The organism is Aestuariivirga sp. (genome assembly GCF_020252405.1).
Taxonomy (GTDB): domain Bacteria; phylum Pseudomonadota; class Alphaproteobacteria; order Rhizobiales; family Aestuariivirgaceae; genus Aestuariivirga.
Window position 1 is genome coordinate 35,120 of record NZ_JADCDA010000036.1, and the last position, 18,988, is coordinate 54,107.

The 18,988-nt window shown below is 68.3% G+C and carries 21 protein-coding genes; 16 read left to right on the top strand and 5 right to left on the bottom strand.

All coding sequences use genetic code 11. The features are described from left to right. Window positions 1–3: 3 nt before the first annotated feature. The 15 genes from IOC69_RS06925 to IOC69_RS06995 all read left to right on the top strand — a co-directional run bounded on the left by IOC69_RS06925 (window position 4) and on the right by IOC69_RS06995 (window position 12,279). Complete coding sequence (locus IOC69_RS06925; RefSeq protein WP_290542812.1) at window positions 4–417, top strand: phage major tail protein, TP901-1 family; 414 nt, start codon at window positions 4–6, stop codon at window positions 415–417. Between the two features lies 1 nt (window position 418). Continuing rightward, window positions 419–733: a gene transfer agent family protein gene (locus IOC69_RS06930; RefSeq protein ID WP_290542813.1), complete on the top strand. Its 315-nt coding sequence runs from the start codon at window positions 419–421 to the stop codon at window positions 731–733. Next, a complete protein-coding gene (locus IOC69_RS06935) occupies window positions 730–909 on the top strand; it encodes a phage tail assembly chaperone (protein WP_290542814.1) in 180 nt (59 codons plus the stop codon). The genes IOC69_RS06930 and IOC69_RS06935 overlap by 4 nt, the downstream gene beginning before the upstream one ends. Further along, window positions 906–1,457 (top strand): phage tail tape measure protein, encoded by a 552-nt coding sequence (locus tag IOC69_RS06940; RefSeq protein ID WP_290542815.1) that lies wholly within the window; start codon window positions 906–908, stop codon window positions 1,455–1,457. The genes IOC69_RS06935 and IOC69_RS06940 overlap by 4 nt, the downstream gene beginning before the upstream one ends. A 1-nt stretch (window position 1,458) precedes the next feature. Then, window positions 1,459–2,082: a DUF2460 domain-containing protein gene (locus IOC69_RS06945; RefSeq protein WP_290542816.1), complete on the top strand. Its 624-nt coding sequence runs from the start codon at window positions 1,459–1,461 to the stop codon at window positions 2,080–2,082. Beyond that, complete coding sequence (locus tag IOC69_RS06950) at window positions 2,079–2,960, top strand: DUF2163 domain-containing protein (RefSeq protein WP_290542817.1); 882 nt, start codon at window positions 2,079–2,081, stop codon at window positions 2,958–2,960. Before IOC69_RS06945 ends, IOC69_RS06950 begins: the two co-directional genes overlap by 4 nt. Next, the gene (locus IOC69_RS06955; protein WP_290542818.1) at window positions 2,960–3,391 is read left to right on the top strand and encodes an NlpC/P60 family protein; all 432 of its coding nucleotides are present in this window, start codon (window positions 2,960–2,962) and stop codon (window positions 3,389–3,391) included. Before IOC69_RS06950 ends, IOC69_RS06955 begins: the two co-directional genes overlap by 1 nt. Next, the gene (locus IOC69_RS06960; RefSeq protein WP_290542819.1) at window positions 3,391–7,281 is read left to right on the top strand and encodes a glycoside hydrolase/phage tail family protein; all 3,891 of its coding nucleotides are present in this window, start codon (window positions 3,391–3,393) and stop codon (window positions 7,279–7,281) included. The genes IOC69_RS06955 and IOC69_RS06960 overlap by 1 nt, the downstream gene beginning before the upstream one ends. Beyond that, window positions 7,274–8,440 (top strand): DUF2793 domain-containing protein, encoded by a 1,167-nt coding sequence (locus IOC69_RS06965; protein ID WP_290542820.1) that lies wholly within the window; start codon window positions 7,274–7,276, stop codon window positions 8,438–8,440. The genes IOC69_RS06960 and IOC69_RS06965 overlap by 8 nt, the downstream gene beginning before the upstream one ends. After that, a complete protein-coding gene (locus IOC69_RS06970) occupies window positions 8,437–8,655 on the top strand; it encodes a hypothetical protein (protein ID WP_290542821.1) in 219 nt (72 codons plus the stop codon). The genes IOC69_RS06965 and IOC69_RS06970 overlap by 4 nt, the downstream gene beginning before the upstream one ends. Before the next feature lie 76 nt (window positions 8,656–8,731). Next, window positions 8,732–9,400, top strand: coding sequence for a lysozyme (locus IOC69_RS06975; RefSeq protein ID WP_290542822.1), 669 nt, complete (start codon window positions 8,732–8,734; stop codon window positions 9,398–9,400). Beyond that, a complete protein-coding gene (locus IOC69_RS06980) occupies window positions 9,400–9,876 on the top strand; it encodes a 3TM-type holin (RefSeq protein ID WP_290542823.1) in 477 nt (158 codons plus the stop codon). The genes IOC69_RS06975 and IOC69_RS06980 overlap by 1 nt, the downstream gene beginning before the upstream one ends. A gap of 10 nt (window positions 9,877–9,886) precedes the next feature. Further along, entirely contained in the window at window positions 9,887–10,129 is a 243-nt protein-coding gene (locus IOC69_RS06985; RefSeq protein ID WP_290542824.1) for a PepSY domain-containing protein, read from the top strand. A gap of 9 nt (window positions 10,130–10,138) precedes the next feature. Then, on the top strand, window positions 10,139–10,810 hold the full coding sequence (locus IOC69_RS06990) for a response regulator transcription factor (RefSeq protein WP_290542825.1): 672 nt from the start codon (window positions 10,139–10,141) through the stop codon (window positions 10,808–10,810). Window positions 10,811–10,851: 41 nt separating this feature from the next. Beyond that, window positions 10,852–12,279 carry a sensor histidine kinase gene (locus IOC69_RS06995; protein ID WP_290542826.1) on the top strand — a complete coding sequence of 476 codons (1,428 nt, stop codon included), beginning with the start codon at window positions 10,852–10,854 and terminating at the stop codon, window positions 12,277–12,279. 50 nt (window positions 12,280–12,329) lie between these two features. Here IOC69_RS06995 and IOC69_RS07000 read toward each other — a convergent pair whose 3' ends face one another. Continuing rightward, window positions 12,330–13,319 carry a GlxA family transcriptional regulator gene (locus IOC69_RS07000; protein WP_290542827.1) on the bottom strand — a complete coding sequence of 330 codons (990 nt, stop codon included), beginning with the start codon at window positions 13,317–13,319 and terminating at the stop codon, window positions 12,330–12,332. A gap of 192 nt (window positions 13,320–13,511) precedes the next feature. On the opposite strand from IOC69_RS07000, the gene IOC69_RS07005 reads away from it, so the two are divergent. Further along, the gene (locus IOC69_RS07005; RefSeq protein WP_290542828.1) at window positions 13,512–14,381 is read left to right on the top strand and encodes a methylenetetrahydrofolate reductase; all 870 of its coding nucleotides are present in this window, start codon (window positions 13,512–13,514) and stop codon (window positions 14,379–14,381) included. Window positions 14,382–14,501: 120 nt separating this feature from the next. Here IOC69_RS07005 and IOC69_RS07010 read toward each other — a convergent pair whose 3' ends face one another. The 4 genes from IOC69_RS07010 to IOC69_RS07025 form a co-directional block, all read right to left on the bottom strand. After that, window positions 14,502–14,789 (bottom strand): GIY-YIG nuclease family protein, encoded by a 288-nt coding sequence (locus IOC69_RS07010; RefSeq protein WP_366935503.1) that lies wholly within the window; start codon window positions 14,787–14,789, stop codon window positions 14,502–14,504. 228 nt (window positions 14,790–15,017) lie between these two features. After that, window positions 15,018–15,620 carry a sarcosine oxidase subunit gamma gene (locus IOC69_RS07015; RefSeq protein ID WP_290542830.1) on the bottom strand — a complete coding sequence of 201 codons (603 nt, stop codon included), beginning with the start codon at window positions 15,618–15,620 and terminating at the stop codon, window positions 15,018–15,020. Next, window positions 15,613–18,621, bottom strand: a complete 3,009-nt coding sequence (locus tag IOC69_RS07020) for a sarcosine oxidase subunit alpha family protein (protein WP_290542831.1) — start codon at window positions 18,619–18,621, stop codon at window positions 15,613–15,615. The genes IOC69_RS07015 and IOC69_RS07020 overlap by 8 nt, the downstream gene beginning before the upstream one ends. Beyond that, the gene (locus tag IOC69_RS07025; RefSeq protein WP_290542832.1) at window positions 18,618–18,983 is read right to left on the bottom strand and encodes a sarcosine oxidase subunit delta; all 366 of its coding nucleotides are present in this window, start codon (window positions 18,981–18,983) and stop codon (window positions 18,618–18,620) included. Before IOC69_RS07025 ends, IOC69_RS07020 begins: the two co-directional genes overlap by 4 nt. Window positions 18,984–18,988 lie beyond the last annotated feature (5 nt).

An 18,988-nucleotide genomic window follows, 5' to 3' on the forward strand; every position in this document is an offset into this window, starting at 1 on the left:
GACATGGGTGCTCAGAAAGGGCGTGACCTGCTGCTCAAACTCGATGCGGCGGGAATGGGAAGCTTTGCCGCGGTGGCGGGCTTGCGCAGCAATCAGATCAGCTTCAACGCTGGGACGGTGGATGCGACGAGCCAGGAATCCGCCAGCCAGTGGCGCGAGCTGCTCGGCGGCGCCGGGATCAAGTCGGCGTCGATCCGCGGTTCCGGCATCTTCAAGGATGCGGCCTCGGATGCGGCGATCCGGTCGCTGTTCTTTGCCGGAACCATCCGCAACTGGCAGGTGGCGGTGCCGGATTTCGGCACGCTGACCGGGCCGTTCCAGATCGCCAGCCTCGAATTCGGCGGCCGGCACGACGGCGAGGTGAGTTTCGATCTCGCGCTCGAGTCGGCGGGCGAAATCACCTTCGCGGGCGTCTGACATGGCCAATGCACACCGGGGCGAGATCGAGGCCGAACTCTCCCACACGCGCTACGTCCTGTGCCTCACGCTGGGCGCGCTGGCCGAGCTCGAATATGCCTATGGCGGGGAGGACCTGATCGCCATCGCGCAACGCTTCGAGGCGGGCAAGATCTCCGCCACCGATGCGATCCGCGTGATCGGCGCGGGGCTTCGCGGCGGCGGCAACGCCATCAGCGACGAGGAGGTGGCGGCGATGACGGCGGAGGGCGGCGCACAGGGCTTCCTGTCCATCGTCGTGCGTCTGCTGCGCGCCACCTTCGCGGGCGAGCCATGAAATTCCCGTGGGAGAAGATGATGGCGACGGGGCTCGGCACGCTGCGCCTCAGCCCGCGCGACTTCTGGGCCGCGACGCCGCGCGAAATCGCGGCGGCCTTTCCGAAACGCCAGCCCGGCGCGCTGCCGCGCGACGTGCTGGAACGCCTGCTCGAACAATTTCCGGATGACACATGAGCAACAATTCCCTTGACCAGATGAGCGGCCAGGCAGACCAGCTGAGGGGCCAGCTGCAGGATATCGACCGGCTCGCCGAGAGCGTGGGCAGCCGCATGGTGACGGCCTTCGCCAGCGCCGCCACGCAGGGGCGCAACCTGTCCGACGTGCTGAGGGGCCTCGGACTGTCGCTCGCCCGCATGGCGCTGTCGGCGGCGCTGAAGCCCCTGGGATCGATGCTCGGCGGGCTGACCGGCGGATTGATGAAGAATGCCGCGGGCAATGCCTTTTCCGGCGGCCAGGTGATCCCCTTCGCCGAGGGCGGCATCGTCAATTCGCCCACGCTCTTTGCGATGCGCGGGGCAACCGGGCTGATGGGCGAGGCGGGGCCGGAGGCGATCATGCCGCTGGCGCGCGGGTCCGATGGCAAGCTGGGCGTGCGCGGCGGCGGCGGCGTGAATGTGACGGTCAACATCTCCACCCCCGATGCGCAGGGCTTCCACCGCTCCCAATCCCAGGTCTCCGCGCTGATCGCCCGCGCCGTGGCGCGCGGCCAGAGGAATTTGTGACATGAGCTTCGATGACGTGCGCTTCCCCACCGCCATCTCGCGCGGCAGTTCCGGAGGCCCGGAGCGCCGCACCGAGATCGTGGTGACGGGCTCGGGCGCCGAAGAGCGCAACAGCCGCTGGGCCTGCTCGCGCCGGCGCTACAACGCGGGCTTCGGGGTGAAGTCGCTCGATGACATTCACCGCGTGGTGGCCTTTTTCGAGGAGCGGCGCGGCAGGCTGCACGGCTTCCGCTGGAAGGACCCGCTCGACTTCAAGTCCTGCGCGCCCGCCGCGGCGGTGACGCCCCTGGACCAGGCGATCGGCACGGGCGACGGCGCGGCCGTCAAGTTCCAGCTGGTGAAGCGCTATGGCTCCGGCCTTCGCGACTATGTGCGCACCGTCACCAAGCCGGTGGCGGGGAGTGTGCGCGTTGCCGTGGGCGCCCAGGAGGTGACGGGCTTCAGCCTCGATGCGCTGACCGGCGTGGTGACGCTCGCAGCGGCCCCGCCCGCGGGCGCCGCGGTGACGGCGGGATTCTTCTTCGACGTGCCGGTGCGTTTCGACACGGACGAACTGCGCATCAACCTCACGCAATTCGCCGGCGGGGATATTCCCGACATTCCCATTGTGGAGATCAGGACATGAGAACGCTTCCCGGCGGCCTGGCCCAGCATCTTGCCGGCGGCGCCACCACGCTCTGCCATTGCTGGCGGGTGGCGCTCAGGGGCGGCGAGGTGCTGGGCTTCACCGACCATGACCGCGATCTTGTCATCGACGGCACGCTCTATGAGGCGGAGGCCGGCTTCACGGCGAGCGAGATCGAATCCTCGCTGGGATTGTCGGTGGACAACCTCGAGGCTTCGGGCGCTCTCTCCTCCGCGCGCCTGAGCGAGGCGCGGCTGAAGGCGGGGGACTTCGACAATGCCGCGGTGGAGCTGTGGCGCGTCAACTGGCAGGACGTGGGCCAGCGGGTGCTGCTGAAGAAGGGCCATGTGGGCGAGGTGACGCGTGGACGCGGCTTCTTCACCGCCGAGCTGCGCGGCCTGTCGCATGTGCTGAACGAGCCGCGCGGGCGGCTTTACCAATATGGCTGCGACGCGGTGCTGGGCGATCAGCGCTGCGGGGTCGATCTCGGCAACCCGGATTTCGCCGCCGCGGTTCAGGTCAATGCCTGCCGCGAACGGCGGATTCTCGAGGTGAGCGGGGCGTCGGGCTTCGCCGCGGGCTTCTTCGCCCATGGCACGCTCGCCTTCGCCACCGGGGCCAATGCCGGGCGCGGCGGCGCCATCAAATTCCACCGCGTGGCCGGCGCGCTGGTGAGCATCGAGCTGTGGCAGCCGCTGCTGTTCGACGCCGCGGCGGGCGACCAGCTTGTTCTGCGGGCGGGCTGCGACAAGCAGTTTTCCACCTGCCGCGCGAAGTTCAACAACGCGGCCAATTTCCGCGGCTTCCCGCACATGCCGGGCGACGACTTCGTGCTGGGTTACGCCGTGAAAAAGAAAACGACGAAAGGAAGGGGCTGATGCTGGCGCAGGACAGGATCGTTGCCGCGGCGCGCGGCTGGATCGGCACGCCCTATCTGCACCAGGCAAGCCTGAAGGGCGTGGGAGCGGATTGTCTGGGTCTGGTGCGTGGCGTGTGGCGGGAGGTGGTGGGCGGTGAGCCGGAAACGCCGCCTCCCTACCAGCCCGGCTGGGCCGAAATGGGCGGCGGCGAAGCCATGGCGGAGGCGGCGCGGCGGCATCTGACGGAGATCGCCTGCACGGACTATCGCCCCGGCGACGTGCTGCTGTTCCGCTGGCGGGCGCAGCTGCCGGCCAAGCATTGCGGCATCGCGGCGCCCGGCGGCCTCATGGTGCATGCGCAGGAGGGCGCCGCCGTGGCGGAGGTGGCGCTGTCGGCCTGGTGGCTGCGCCGCCTGGCCTTCGCCTTTCGCTTTCCGGAAGGTGCGTGATGGCGACCGTGGTTCTGCAGGCCGTGGGAACGGGCCTTGGCACGCTGCTGGGTGGCCCCGTGGGCGGCGTGATCGGCCGCGCGCTGGGCGCGGTGGCCGGGAGCTTCATCGACGAAAAGCTGTTCGGCGGCGACCGCACCGCCAAGGGCCCGCGGCTGGCGGACCTGCGCGTCATGGCCTCCACCGAGGGCGCGCCCATTGCGCGGCTGTGGGGGCGCATGCGGGTGGCGGGGCAAGTGATCTGGGCCACCGACTTCATCGAGAAAACGACGAGCGAGGGCGGCAAGGGCGGCGGGGGCGGGGGCGGCGGCGGCGGCGGCAAGGTGAAGACCTACAGCTATTCCGCCAGTTTTGCGGTTGCCCTGTGCGAGGGCGAGATCGACCGCATCGGCCGCGTCTGGGCGGATGGCCGGCCCTTCGACCTCAGCGGCGTGACGGCGCGCGTCCACACCGGCAGCGAAACCCAGGAGGCCGACAGCCTGATCGCCGCCATCCAGGGCCAGGGCATGGCGCCGGCCTATCGCGGGCTTGCCTATGTGGTGTTCGAGCAGCTGCCGCTGGAGGAGTTCGGCAACCGCCTGCCGCAGCTCTCCTTCGAGGTGCTGAAGGGGGTGGGCGGCATGGAAAGCCATGTCAGGGCGGTGAGCATCATCCCCGGCTCCACCGAGTTCGGCTATGACACCGAGATCGTGACGCGCCGGGCGGATGAGGGCGTGACGGCGCCCGAGAACGCCCATGCCTCCGCCGTGGACAGCGACTTCAGCGTGTCGCTGGATCAGCTGGAGGCAAGCTGCCGCAAGGCCGCCGCCGCCTCGCTGGTGGTGGCGTGGTTCGGCAACGACCTGCGCTGCGGGACGTGCCGCGTCCGGCCCGGGGTGGAAACCGCGGACAAGCAGACCTCCCCCACCCTATGGAGCGTCAGCGGCATCGCGCGCGGCGCGGCGCATGTGGTGAGCCGGCGCGACGGCGGACCCGCCTTTGGCGGAACGCCTTCCGACGCCTCGGTGCTCCGCGCCATTGCGGAACTGAAGGCGCGGCGGCTGAAGGTGATGTTCCATCCCTTCCTGCTGATGGACATCGCACCCGGCAATGCGCTGCCCGACCCTTATGGCGGGGCCGGACAGGCGGCCTACCCGTGGCGCGGGCGCATCACCGGCGCGCTGGCGCCGGGGCGCGCGGGATCGCCCGACAAGACGCCTGCCGCGGCGGCCGAGGTCGCCGCCTTTGTGGGGCAGGCGCAGCCGCAGCATTTCACCGCGGCAGGCGCCGGCGTGACCTATTCCGGGCCGCCCGAATGGAGCTTCCGACGCATGATCCTGCATTATGCGAAGCTCTGCGCACTGGCGGGCGGGGTTGACGCGTTCCTGATCGGCAGCGAGCTGGCGGGACTGACCACGCTGCGGCGCGAGGCCAACGGCTTTCCCTTCGTTGCCGCCCTGATGCAGCTGGCGCAGGAGGTGAAGGCAATCCTGCCCGCCGCCCAGGTGTCCTATGGCGCGGACTGGAGCGAATGGTCCGGCCACCAGCCGGCCGACGGGACGGGGGACGTGTTCTTCCATCTCGATCCCTTCTGGTCGCTGCCGCAGGTGGGATTCATCGGCCTCGACAATTACCTGCCGATTGCCGACTGGCGCGACGGCGAGCGCCACCTTGACCGGCTGGCGGGGTGGACCTCGGTCTATGACACCGGCTACCTCAAGGCCAATATCGCCGGCGGCGAATATTTCGACTGGTATTACGCGAACGACGCCGACCGTGCGCTGCAGCAGCGCACGCCGATCAGCGACGTCGCCTGCGCCAAGCCCTGGGTGTTCCGCCGCAAGGACCTGAAGGGCTGGTGGATGAACCGCCATTACGACCGCCCGGGCGGCGTCGAAAGCGCGGTCCCCACCGGCTGGACGCCGCAGTCGAAGCCCATCTGGTTCACCGAGGCGGGCTGCGCCGCGGTGGACAAGGGATCGAACGAGCCCAATGCCTTCATCGACGCCAAGTCGGCCGAGTCGCGCCTGCCGCCCTTCTCGAGCGGCGCGCGCGATGACCTGATGCAGGCCCGGCACGTGACGGCGCTTGATGAATTCTGGTCCGAGCCGGCCAACAATCCCGCCTCCGCGGTGGATGGACGGCGCATGGTGAATGCGGCGCGCATATTCCTCTGGGCCTGGGATGCGCGGCCCTTCCCGCAGTTTCCGGCGCGCGACGATGTGTGGGCCGATGCGCTGAACTACGAGCGCGGCCATTGGCTGAACGGGCGCGCCGGCATCGTGCCGCTGGGCCGCCTCGCCGCCGACGTGATGCAGAGCTACGGCCTTGACGATGTCGACGTTTCCGCCGTCGAGGGCCTGGTCGCGGGCTTCGCGATCGACCGCGTGATGTCGTGCCGCGACGCGCTGGAAGGGCTGATGCGGGCCATGGGCCTCGACGCGGTGGAAAGCGGCGGGACCCTGCGCGTCTTCATGCGGAAATCCGCCGCGATCACGGCGCTGACGCCCGACGGGCTGGCGGAGGCGAAGCCGGAGGCCCCGCTCTACCGCATCACCAGGGCGCAGGAAACCGAGCTGCCGGCGGCGGTCAAGCTGTCCTACCTCGAAGCGGGCCTCGATTACCGCCTCGCCGTGGCGGAGGCGAAGCAGACGGGGGGCGCGGCGCGGCGCGACAGCCTCATCGAACTGCCCGCCGCGGTGACCCAGGCCGAGGCGCAAAAGCGGGCCCAGGTCGTGCTGCAGGAGGCCTGGGCGGGCCGCGAGACGGTGGAGCTCGCCCTGCCGCCCTCGCATCTCGCGCTGGAGCCGGGCGATGTCATTGCGCTCGGCCTCGATGACGGCAGCTACCTGCTGCGCATCGAGGAGATTGCCGAGGCCACGTCGCGGAAGATCCGTGGACGGAGCTTCGACCGCGCCGTGCAGGAACCCGCCGATGCGCCGGACCGCGGCCAGTCCGGCGAGACGGCGGTGATTTACGGGCCGCCCGCCGTGCAGGCGATGGACCTCGCCCTGGCGGACGACAGCGTGCAGGCGCACGCGCCATGGATCGCGGCGGCGGCCACGCCGTGGCCGGGCGAATTGTCGCTCTACCGCCGGACCGGCAAGGCCAGCCTCAGTTTCAACCGCGTCATCGGCAGCGCCGCCAGCATGGGCCTGCTGCTGACGCCGCTTGCCGCGGGACCCCTGGGCTGCCTCGACCGCGGGCCGGGGGCCATTGTGCGGCTGAGCTCGGGCGCGGTGTTCTCGGCGGGCCTCGACGAGCTTCTGCAGGGGGCCAATCTTGCCGCTGTCGGTTCAATGGCCACGGGCTGGGAGATCGTCCAGTTCGGAGCCGCCGAGCTGGTCGGGGTGCAGAGCTGGCGCTTGTCGCTGCTGCTGCGCGGGCAGTTCGGCTCCGAACCCGAGATGCGGGCGCTGCGCCCGGCGGGCGAGCGCTTCGTGCTGCTGGATGCGGCCGTGGTGCAGCCGGTCCTGAGCCTGGCCCAGGCGGGGCTGGAGCAGACCTGGCAGGCGGGCCCGTCCGGGGGCGGCCTCGCCCAGGCGCAGGCCAGCGTCACGCTGCGCAGCGCGCTGCTCGGCCTGCGACCGCTCGCCCCGGTGCGGCTGAAGGCGGCGCGGCAGGGCGACGGCGTGCTGTTTAGCTGGATCCGGCGCAGCCGCATCGGCGGCGACAGCTGGGAGGCGAGCGAGATTCCGCTCGCCGAGGAGCGCGAGGCCTATCAAATCGACGTGCTCGCGGGGGCCGCGGTGCGGCGCAGCGTGACGGCGGGCGAGAGCCAATGGCTCTATCGCGCCGCCGACATCGCCGTCGACTTCGGGCCTGGGGCCAGCAGTTTCACGCTGCGCGTGGCGCAGCTTTCATCGACATTCGGCGCCGGCGCCGCTGTGCAGGAGACCTTCCATGTCTGATACGCCATTGCTTTCGCTCCCGCTGCTTGCCGCCGCGCAGGCGCAGAAGCACGTGACGCACAACGAGGCGCTGCTGCGGCTCGATGCGCTGATCCATCTCTCCATCATCTCGCGCAGCCTGGCGGCGCCCCCTGCCGCGCCCGCCGATGGCGACCGCTATCTCGTCGCCGCCGCGGCCACCGGCGCCTGGGCCGGGCAGCAGGGCCTGGTGGCGCTCGCCCAGGCCGGCGGCTGGGCGTTCCTCAACCCGCGCAAGGGCTGGCGCCTGTGGGTGGAGGCCGAGGCGCGTTTGCTTGTCTTCGACGGCGCGCAGTGGCGCGAGCCTGTCACCATCACCGAACTCGCCAACCTGCTGCGGCTCGGCGTCAATGCGGCGGCCGACGACGTCAACCGGCTGGCGGTCGCCTCGCCCGCCTCGCTGTTCAGCCACGCGGGCAATGACCACCGCCTGAAGCTCAACAAGAATGCCGCAGGCGACACCGCCTCGCTCATCTATCAGACCGGCTGGTCCGGCCGCGCCGAAATGGGACTGAGCGGAAGCGACGATTTCCGCATCAATGTGAGCAGCGACGGCGCGGCGTGGAAGCCTGCCCTGGTGATCGACCGCGCCAGCGGCGCGGTGAGCCTGCCCAACACGCCCCAGACCCAGCCCGCCGTGCTCTATGGCCAGTCGCTCGCCAGCCAGGGCCCGGGCTTTGCCGCCGACACCTATCTCGCGGGCTCCGCCATCGCCATTCCGCCCGGCCGGCTGAAGCCGGGCACGCGCTATGTGCTGACCTTCGACGCGAGCAAGACGGCGGCTGGCCTGGTCACGCCGGTCATCACGCTGCGCTTCGGATCAGGCGCCGCCGTGGCTGACCTGGCGCTGGCCGCCATGAATTTTCCGCCGCAGACCGCCGCCGCGGATGACGGACGGTTCACCCTCGAAGCCACCTTCCGCGCGACCGGAGCGGCCGCCGCGATACAGGCCGTCTCATCGCTTGCCCATACGGGCGCGTCCGGCGGGCTTTCCAACACTCCGGGTCCGGTGCGGTGCGCGGGCCCGGTCAGTTTCGACAGCGCAATCGCGAACGCAACCATCGGCGTTTCGGTGAATGCCGGAACGGGTGCGGCGTGGACCGTCGCCCTCGTTCAGGCCCGGCTGGAGAACCTCGCATGACCACCATCGAGCGTGACGTGGGCGCGCTGGAGGCGCGCATGCAGACGGTGGAGCAGGAAATCCATGCCATGCGCCAGGACGTGCGCGAGATCCGCGACGCGCTCGTCACGGCGCGCGGCGGCTGGAAGACGCTGGGCCTGGTGATCGGCTTCTCGATCACCTTCGGCGCGCTGCTGTCGCGCGTGGCGCATGCGCTGCTGACCGGCAAAATCTAAAGCATTTTGAGGTCAAGCGGACACCGGTTGACCGTCGAAAATGCGAACAAACAAAGAGACAGAACAGGAGACGGCAATGCAGGTGACAGACGAGGGACTGGCGCTGATCAGGCGCTTCGAGGGTTTCAGGGCCAATGCCTATCGCTGCCCGGCCGGAGTGTGGACCATCGGCTATGGCCATACATCCCAGGCGGGGCCGCCGGCGGTGAAGCCCGGCATGCAGCTCGGCGAGGAAGAGGCGGACCGTATCCTCAAGGACGATGTGCGGCGTTTCGCCGACGAGGTGGGCGCGCTGCTGGCGCGCGAGGTGAGCGGCGCGCAGTTCTCCGCGCTTGTGAGCTTTGCCTATAATGTGGGCATTCCGGCCTTCCGCTCGTCCTCGGTTCTCAGGGCTGTGAATGCCGGTCGCTTCCATGACGTGCCGGCGCGGCTGCGGCTGTGGGTGAAGGGCGGCGGCCGCGTGCTGCCCGGCCTCGAACGGCGGCGCGCGGCGGAGGCCGAACTCTTCATGTCCGAGACCGCGCCCCAGGCAGGGCGCGGCGCGACGGGTGCGCCCAAGAGCGTGGAGACCGGGCGGCAGCTGCGCCATGCGGGCGCCGTGGTGGGCGGAACGGCGGTGGCGGTGAGCGCGGCACATGCGCTTCCCGTGTGGGTGAGTGTGGCGGTGCTCGTGGTGCTCGTGCTGGCGGCGGGGGCCTATGCCTCCTGGCGCTGGCGCAGGCCGGCGGCCGGGAAGGTGGCGTAATGGTCCCGGCCGCCATGGTTGCGCAGCTGGCGCTGGGCCTCGTGCAGGGGCCGCTCGCCAAAATCCTCGACGCCTATGTGGCGGACGTCGAGCTGAAGCGCAAGCTTGCCGCCGAAATCGAGCGCCAGACGCTCGGCTATTTTCAGCGCACCGCGGAACTGGGCGCTGACGTGGTGATGGCCGAGACCACTTCGAACTCCTGGCTGAGCCGCAGCTGGCGGCCCTTGCTGATGCTGCTGCTGATGGGCTTTCTGCTGCTGATGGGCTTTCTGCTGCCGCTGGCGGACCTGATCGCCGGTCACCGCGTTGCCTTCGAGCCGCGGTGGCAGTCGTTGCCGGAAGGCTTCTGGCAATTCCTCACCGTGGGGGCGGGCGGCTATATCGGCGGACGCTCAATCGAGAAGGTGGCGGCCGCGGTAACCCCGGCCAAACGCGCGGGATTTCCATTCACGCGCGGTTCAGATAGGAAGGGATAGAATGCCTGTCATGAACAAGACCCGCGCCAGGACTCTCGCCGCCGCTCTTCTGGCCACCGCCCTCTGGGTGCCGCCGACGCTGGCCCAGCAGGTGGCGCCGTCGGACGCCGTGAAGCTGGCGCTGCAGGCTGTGCCGGGCGCCGAGGCTTTGGGCGTGAAGCTTGAGGGCGATCACTATGTCGTGCGCCTGAAGCAGGATGACGCGGTGATCCAGGTGCTGGTTGACGCCGCGACCGGTCAGGTGTCGCAATAGGGACCGCGGATGCGCCTTCTCGTCGTCGAGGATGATCCGGACCTCCGCCGCCAGCTGACCTCCGCGCTGGCGGATGCGGGCTACGCGGTCGATGCCGCGAAGGACGGCGAGGAAGGGCACTTCCTCGGCGACACCGAGCCTTATGACGCGGTGGTGCTCGATCTGGGCCTTCCCGTGATCGACGGCGTGAGCGTGCTCGAAAAATGGCGGCGCGCCGGGCGCAAGATGCCGGTGCTGATCCTGACGGCGCGCGACCGCTGGTCCGACAAGGTGGCGGGCTTCGACGCGGGGGCGGACGATTATGTCGCCAAGCCCTTCCACATGGAGGAGGTGCTGGCGCGCATCCGCGCGCTGCTGCGCCGCGCGGCGGGGCATGCCTCGGGCGAGCTCAGCGCCGGGCCGGTGGTGCTTGACACGAAAAGCGCCAGGGTGAGTGTCGGCGGCATGCCGGTGAAGCTCACCTCGCTGGAGTTCCGGCTGCTCTCCTACCTGATGCACCACAAGGGCAAGGTGGTGTCGCGCACCGAGCTCGTCGAGCATCTCTATGACCAGGACTTCGACCGCGACTCCAACACGGTGGAAGTCTTTGTAGGGCGGCTCAGGAAGAAGCTGGGGGCCGGCGTGCTGCACACCATCCGCGGCATGGGCTACACGGTCACCGAGCCGGACGATGCGCCTTAGATCATGATCCGCAAAAGTGGAACCGGTTTTGCGGTAAGATCATGCTCAGGCGTTTGATCCGGCGCATGGTCTTTTGGTTCAGGCGGTTCCGCCCGAACCGAACATGCGCCAGCTCGCTGTCGGGCCGGCTCATTGTCTCGTCAGCGCTGGTGAGCGTGGTGCTGCTCGCCGCCACGGGCCTGCTGCTGGCGCGCCTGTTCACCGCCGCACTCGAACGCAATTTCGACCAGCGGCTGCACGCCGTGCTTGACGGGCTTCTGGCCAACATCGAGGTGACGGCGGAGGGTTCGCCGCGGCTTTCCAGCGCCATCGTCGACCCGCGCTTCGGCCTGCCGCTGTCGGGCTGGTACTGGCAGGTGACGCCGGTGGACGCGCCGCCGGGCGTGACCGATCTGGCCTCGAATTCGCTGCTCGAACGGCGTTTGACCGTACCGCCTGATCTTGCCCGCGAGGATGGCGCTCAGGCCTTCTATCTTGCCGACACGCGTGGCGTCACCCTGCGGGCCATCGGGCAGGCGTTCACGCTGCCGGGCAGCACGGGGGAATTCTCGGTGCTGGTGGCCGGGAACTACGACGAGCTGTCGGCCGAGGTGCGCAGCTTCAACCGCGCGCTGGTGGCGAGCCTGGTGCTGCTGGCGCTGGGGCTGGCGCTCGCCGTCTTCGTGCAGGTGCGCTTCGGCTTGCGGCCGCTGCGGGCGATGCAGGCCGACCTGCTGGCGATCCGCCAGGGCGGAGCCACCGCGCTGAAAGGCGAATATCCCGCCGAGATCCGGCCCGTTGCCGAGGAACTGAACCTTCTCATCCAGTCCAATGCCGAGATCGTGGAGCGGGCGCGCACCCAGGTGGGCAACCTCGCCCATGCGCTGAAGACGCCGCTCAGTGTGCTGACCAATGAGGCGGCGGGGCAGGCAACGCCGCTCGCCGCCAAGGTGACGGAGCAGACAGGCCTGATGCGCGGCCAGGTGAACCTCTATCTTGACCGCGCCCGGCGCGCCGCCCGCGCCCAGGGCCTGGGGGCCGTGACGGAGGTGAAGCCGGTGCTTGACGCGCTGGCCCGCACGCTGGCGCGCATCAACCGCGACAAGGGCGTGAGCGTCACGGTCGACTGTCCCGATGGCCTCAGATTCCGCGGCGAGCGGCAGGACCTCGAGGAGATGGTGGGCAATCTGCTCGACAATGCCTGCAAGTGGGCGGCGAAGCGGGTGACCGTGTCGGCGCGGCCGCAGGGGGCGCAGGCGGGCCGCAGCCTGCTCGCCATCGCCGTCGAGGACGATGGACCGGGCCTGCCGCCCGGCCAGCGCGCCGCGGCGCTGCAGCGCGGGCAGCGCCTGGACGAGACCAAGCCGGGCTCCGGACTTGGCCTTGCAATCGTCCGGGAGACGGCTGGCATGTATCATGGCGCAGTCGCGCTGGAGGACGCCGGGCTGGGCGGCCTGCGGGCCGTGCTGGCGCTGCCCTCCGCATCCTGACTTGCGCATGATCTTACCGCAAAACCGGTTCCACTTTTGCGGATCATGCTTTAGACGGAACCGGCCCCCCCGATGACTGGAATGCCGCGCTCGCGATAGGGCGTGCGGCCATAGAAGGCGCGATAGCATTTGGAGAAGTGCGAGGGCGATGAGAAGCCGCAGGCCAGCGCCACGTTGATCACCGACATATCCGTCTGCAGCAGCAGCGAGCGCGCCTTCTTGAGGCGGAGTTCGAGGTAGTGGCGCTTCGGGCTGCGGTCGAGGTAGCGGCGAAACAGGCGTTCCAGCTGGCGCGTCGACAGGCCCGCCTGCTTCGCCAGGACCGAGGGCGAGAGCGGTTCCTCGAGGTTATCCTCCATCTTCTCGATGATGCCGACGAGCTTGGGGTGGCGTGCCCCGATGCGGGCGGGCAGCGACATGCGCTGGTGTTCGCTGTGATGGCGGATCGGCGAATGCAGGATGCCTTCCGCAACCGCCGAGGCGAGCTCCGGCCCATGCTGGCTGGCGATCAGCGTGAGCATCATGTCGAGCGCCGTGGTGCCGCCGGCGGAGGTGAAGCGGTCACGATCGATCTCGAACAGGCCGCCGGTGGCGTCGAGCTCCGGGAAGGCCTCGGTGAAGCCGGGCATGTTCTCCCAGTGGATGGTGCATTTATAGCCGTCGAGCAGGCCCGCCTCGGCGAGAATGTGGGCGCCGGTGCAGACCGCGCCGATGCTGACACCCTTGCGCGCCACCTTGCGCAGCCAGGCCACCAGCCGCTTGTCGGTGTGGCGCTGCACATTGAGGCCGGCGCAGATGAGGATGGCCGCATCATCGGGGATCGACGCGAGGTCGCCATCCACCATGGCAAGGATACCGTTGGAGGCGGCAACGGGCTGGCCGTCCAGCGAATGCATGGTCCATTTGTAGAGGGCTTTTTCCGAGATGCGGTTGGCGATCCGCAAGGGCTCAATCGCCGATGTCACCGGCATCATGGTGAATTCCGGCGCCACGACGACGGCCATGTGCTGGGGCAATTGCCTGGGGGGATCGCCGAACATGCGGGGTGCGCACTCCTGTTTGAACCCCTTCTTGCGCAAAGTTTGAGCCTTGTCCACCAGCGTCATGCCGCAGGTGGAAAACGACATGGGTGAGATGGCCCGGTCGCATTCGTTATGGCGGGGTCGCAAACATCCGGGCGCTGCGGTTTCGGCTGGCGCAATTTGCGGATATCTCAACGGAGCCCGTTTCCCATGAATGCCCCGATCGCCAATACCGGATCCTCCACTGCGTCCTTCCTGCGCCTCTCCTCGATCGAGATCACGCCGAAGCAGGTGGAGAAGCTCCCCCTGCTGAAGGAAAAGCTGGTTCCGGGGGCCCGCGTCTTCGTGGCGCTCATCGATGCGGGCGACGTCGCGGCCCAGATCGAGGCGGCGAGGCAGCTCAAGGCCGCGGGCTTCCAGCCCGTGCCGCATGTGCCGGCGCGGTTCGTCACGGACGAAGCAGACCTCCGCACCCGCATCAAGGCTTTCGCCGGGGCCGGCTCTGACACCATGCTGGTGCTGGGCGGCGGCGCGCCCGAGCCCATCGGCCAGTATGACGCGGCGATCCAGCTGATGCGGACGGGCGTGTTCGAGGCCAATGGCGTCAGGTCGCTGGGCATCGCCGGCCACCCGGAAGGCAACCCCGACATCGCCAGGGCGCATGGCGAGGCCGCGCTGATGAACGCGCTGAAGGAAAAGCAGGCCTATCTCAGGGCCAATGGCCTTCAAGGCTTCATCGCCACGCAGTTCCTGTTCGAGGTGGGCCCGGTGACGGAATGGGCGAAGACGCTGCGCGCCGAAGGCATCGATCTTCCCATCCATGTGGGCATTCCCGGCCCGGCGACCATCAAGACGCTGGTGAAATACGCCGCCATGTGCGGCGTGGGCAACTCCGCCCGCTTCATCCGCAAGCAGGCCCTGAACATCGCCAGGCTGCTGAGCGTCAGCACGCCGGACGATTTCGTGGCCGGGCTTGCGCAGGTGCATTACGGCCAGCCGGAGCTGGGCATCGCCGGCCCGCACCTCTATCCGTTCGGCGGGTTCGACAAGCTGTTCGACTGGATGAAAACGGTGACGTAACGCACTTCGAAGCACCTTCACCTTGTCGTCACCCAGGCAAAAGCCGGGGCCCAGCTTTGGGCGGCGGAGATTGTGGAAAGCTGGGTCCCGGCTTTCGCCGGGATGACGGCAAGGCGGGGGCTAGTCTTCAACTAAGGTCGCAAGGGCATCGATCTCATCGTGAAGGTCGCGCCAGCCGGGATTCATTTTCTCGATCAGTTCTATCTTCCAGTTACGTTTCCACTCCTTGATCCGTTTCTCGCGGAGAATCGCCGACTCCATTGTTTGTCGATGCTCGTACCAGACCAAAGTGTGGACTTTGTACTCCGATGTAAAACCGGGGGTCGTTCCGTTCTTGTGGGCGCAGACACGATCATAAAGTCCACTCGTCACTCCGACATAGAGTGTGCCGCGATAGCGGCTCGCCATGATGTAGACGGCTGGATATTTCTCCATGCTGCATGGTAGCGCGCTTGTTCGGGTTGAGAAAAGCTGTGTCGAAGGGAAACATCGATTGCGCTGACCAAGTGGAGTTGGACGCCACCACCGTCTGTCACCCCGGCGAAAGCCGGGGCCCAGCTTTGCGCGGCGGAGATTGTGGAAAGCTGGGTCCCGGCTTTCGCCGGGATGACGGCTAAGGGGGTAAAATGCGGCCTCTTACCCCGGAACCTCCTGCGCGCCGAACAGCTTCAGCTTTGCAGGCGCCCTGGCCGTGGCGCAGAGGAAGTTCCAGGCGTGGTGCGCGTAGGAGCGGAAGACGTAGATGTCGAAGACGTTGTCCTCCACCACGTCCAGCAGTGCCGCGATTTCGGCGTAGCGCATGCGGCGGCAGCAGCCCGGCATATATTCCTTGTCGAGCAGGTCGAGCGCGGCGCCCTTCATGAGCACCTCGCGGCAGCCTTCGCCTTCCAGGCGGATGATGGCGCGCATGTCGGAAACGTCCACGGCCAGCGCGTGAATGCCCGTGAGCGCCTCCCGCAGGCTGGCGAGCAGCTCATGCGCGCGCGCCCGTGTGCCGAGGATCAGCCACTGGTCAACCGACAGCCACAGAACCCTGATGTCGCCCCATGAGGCGGAGGTGCGGGGTTTGGTGGGAAGATCGACGCCGAGCACGCCCCTCGCGGCGGCCATGAAGGCCGCATCCGTGCCGAGGCCGCGCAGGTCGATCATGCCGCGTCCGGCGATCTCGCGGATCGAGACCGAGAGGCCGTGGGGCTCGGCAAGGCCGGCGAGCGGCGATTGATACGAGAGCTCAGACATTCAGCTTGGCCCCTTCCTTGTCATAGAAGACCGTGTCGGCGATCCTGGCGCGCACCACCTTGCCGCCCGGAAGCGGGAAGGAGATGGTTTCGCCCATGCGGGCGCGGCCATTCTCGATCAAGGCCATGGCGATGGAGCGGCCCAGCGTCGGCGAGCGGTAAGAGGAGGTGACGTGGCCGATCATCTCCATCGGCGGCTTGTCCTTCACATGGCGCACGGCATAGGCGCCATCGGGGAGCACGTCGTCCGGGTCCTCGGTGAGGAGGCCGACGAGCTGCTTGCGGTTCGGAGCCTTGAGGTATTCCTGATCGAGCGAGCGCTTGCCGAGGAAGTCCGCCTTCTTTTTGGACACGAGACCGTCGAGGCCGACGTCGATGGGCGTCGTGGTGCCGTCGGTTTCGTCGCCCACCACGATATAGCCCTTCTCGGCACGGAGCACATGGAGCGCTTCGGTGCCATAGGGCTCAAGCCCGAACTCCCCGCCCGCCGCCACGATCTCCTTCCACAGGCCGAGGCCGTGGTTGGCGGGTGTCGCCACCTCATAGGAGAGCTCGCCCGAGAAGGAGATGCGGTAGACGCGCACCGGATAGGGGCCCAGCCTGCCTTCGACAAACGACATGTGCGGCAGGGCGGCATTGGAGATGTCGAAACTGGGCTCCAGCTTCCGCAGCACCTCGCGGGCCATGGGGCCGGCGATGGCGAACTGCGACCAGTTTTCGGTCACGTTGGTGACGAACACCCTGTAGTGGGTCCACTCCGTCTGCAGCCATTCTTCGAGCCAGGCGGAGATGCGGTCCGCGCCGCCCGACGTGGTGTGCATGAGGAAGTGGTCGTCACCCAGGCGCACCGTCACGCCGTCATCGGTGAGGAAGCCCAGCTCGTTCATCATCAGGCCGTAGCGGCACTTGCCGGTCTTCAGCGTGGAGAACATGTTCGTATACATGCGGTCGAGGAATTCAGCCGCATCGGGACCCTTGATCTCGATCTTGCCGAGGGTGGAGGCGTCGAGCAGGCCCACCTTGTTGCGCACGGCGAGGATTTCGCGGTCGATCGACTGGTGGTTGGTCTCGCCGTCGCGCGGATAAGTATAGGCGCGCCGCCACTGGCCCACCGGTTCCCACACCGCGCCATGGTCCACATGCCACTGGTGGACGGCGGTGCGGCGGATGGGCAGGAACAGGTCCCTGGTCAGCACGCCCGCGATGGAGCCGAAGGAGAAGGGCGTATAGGGCGGGCGGAAGGTGGTGATGCCCACTTCGGGGATCGTCTTGCCGCTGGCTTCGGCGATGACGCCGAGGCCGTTGATGTTCGACGTCTTGCCCTGGTCGGTGGCCATGCCGAAGGTGGTGTAGCGCTTGGTGTGCTCCACCGATTCATAGCCTTCGCGCTGGGCAAGCTCGAGGTCGGCCGCCGTCACGTCGTTCTGGAAGTCGATGAAGTGCTTGTTGCCTTCATTGTATTTGCCGGTGGCGGGCGCGAACCAGATCGGCTCCAGCGGGCGCTCCTCGGCCTGCACGGCGGTGGGGACGGGGTGGACGTTGCCGGAACCCGCAAGCCTCGAGCCCGCGCGATAAGCCTCCTCGAGGATCTGATGCAGCGCGAAGTGGCCGTTGGCGGCGCCCACGGCGGTGACCTTGTCATGGTGCTCCCCGGGGCGGAAGGCCTGCAGCTTCTCGTCGAAGCGGATCTTGCCGCCATTGTGGCACCAGAGATGCAAAGCCGGGTTCCAGCCGCCCGACATCGCGACGAAATCCGCCTCGGCCCCGGTTTCCCTGATCACCCGGCCCTGACCCTTGCGGTAAGTCGCGATCTTGACGCCGGTGATGCCGAGGCCGCCCCAGCCGGTGCTGACGGCGGAAATGACGGAACCGGCATCGACCGGAATGCCCATCTCGCGCGCCTTGTTGGGCAAAGCCCCTTCGGCACGGCCGCGCGAGTCGACGACGCGCACGCCGACGCCTGAATGCTTCAGCACGATTGCCGTCTGGTAGGCATCGTCATCGTTGGTGAAGACCACGCCGTTGGAGCCCGGCGCCACGCCATAGCGTTCCACAAGCCCACGCGCGGCGGACGCCAGCATGACCCCCGGCCGGTCGTTGTTGGCGAAGGCGACAGGCCGCTCGATCGAACCCGTGGCGAGGATCACCTGGCGCGCGCGCACCTTCCACAGGCGGTGGCGCGGCACGCCGGATGAGAGCAGCGCCGGATCATGGTCCGCCACGCGCTCGAACAGCATGACGAAGTTGTGGTGCCAGTGGCCGACCGCCGTGGCGCGGTTCAGCACATGCACGTTCGCGGCGGCATGGAGCCTGGCGCCGGTGGCGGCGGCCCAGTCGGGCAGTGCCTGGCCATCGACCTGGCCGCCCGAGATGTCGGCAAGGCCGCCCAGCCGCGGGTTTTCGTCCGCGAGGATGACCCTCGCGCCATTGGCCGCGGCAGCCTCAGCCGCGGCAAGACCGGCGACGCCGCCGCCGATCACCAGCACGTCGCAGTGGACGTGGACCTGCTCGTAAGCGTCGGGGTCGCGGCCTTCCGGCGCTTTGCCCAAGCCCGCGGCGCGGCGGATGAAGGGCTCGTAGACGTGCTTCCAGAACGACCGCGGCCACATGAATGTCTTGTAGTAGAAGCCTCCGGGGAAGAAGCGCGACAGCCGGTTGTTGATCGCGCCCACGTCCCAGGTGAGCGATGGCCAGCGGTTCTGGGAGACAGCCGCCAGGCCATTGAAGATTTCGACCTGTGTCGCACGCAGGTTCGGCTCGTGACGCGCGCCGAGGCCCACGCCCACGAGCGCGTTCATTTCCTCGGAGCCCAGGCCCACAAGCCCGCGCGGGCGGTGGTACTTGAAGCTGCGGCCGAAGACGCGCTGGCCGGAGGCCATGACGGCGGAGGCGACGGTGTCGCCCGCAAAGCCGCTGACGGTCCCGCCGTCGAAGGTGAAGGAGACCTTTTTCGCGCGGTCGATGAGGCGCCCGCCGGCCGAGAGACGATATGGCTTGCTCATGCACCGGTCTCCCGAGATCTCTCCGCCCCGAGGCGCTTCGCGAAATACTCCGCCCACTGACCTTTGGCCTGGGCGATGACGTCCATCGGCGGCAGTTCCGTGATGCCGTAGAAGGCCTTGAACTCCATGGTCACCGTGTCGCGCGCGGCGTGGAACCACTTTCCGCAGCCGCGGTCGCAGCGCCAGCGCTCGAAATGCAGGCCCCTGGGGTTGATGCGGATGAACAGGTAGTCGCGCTGCTCCGCGTCGGTGACATGCGCCGGATCGCAGGTTGCGGGGCGGCGGACATGCGCCTGGCCGCCGGCGTGGAAATCCGTCTCGTCACCTTCGGCGCCGCAAACGGGGCATTTGACGACCAGCATCGGGG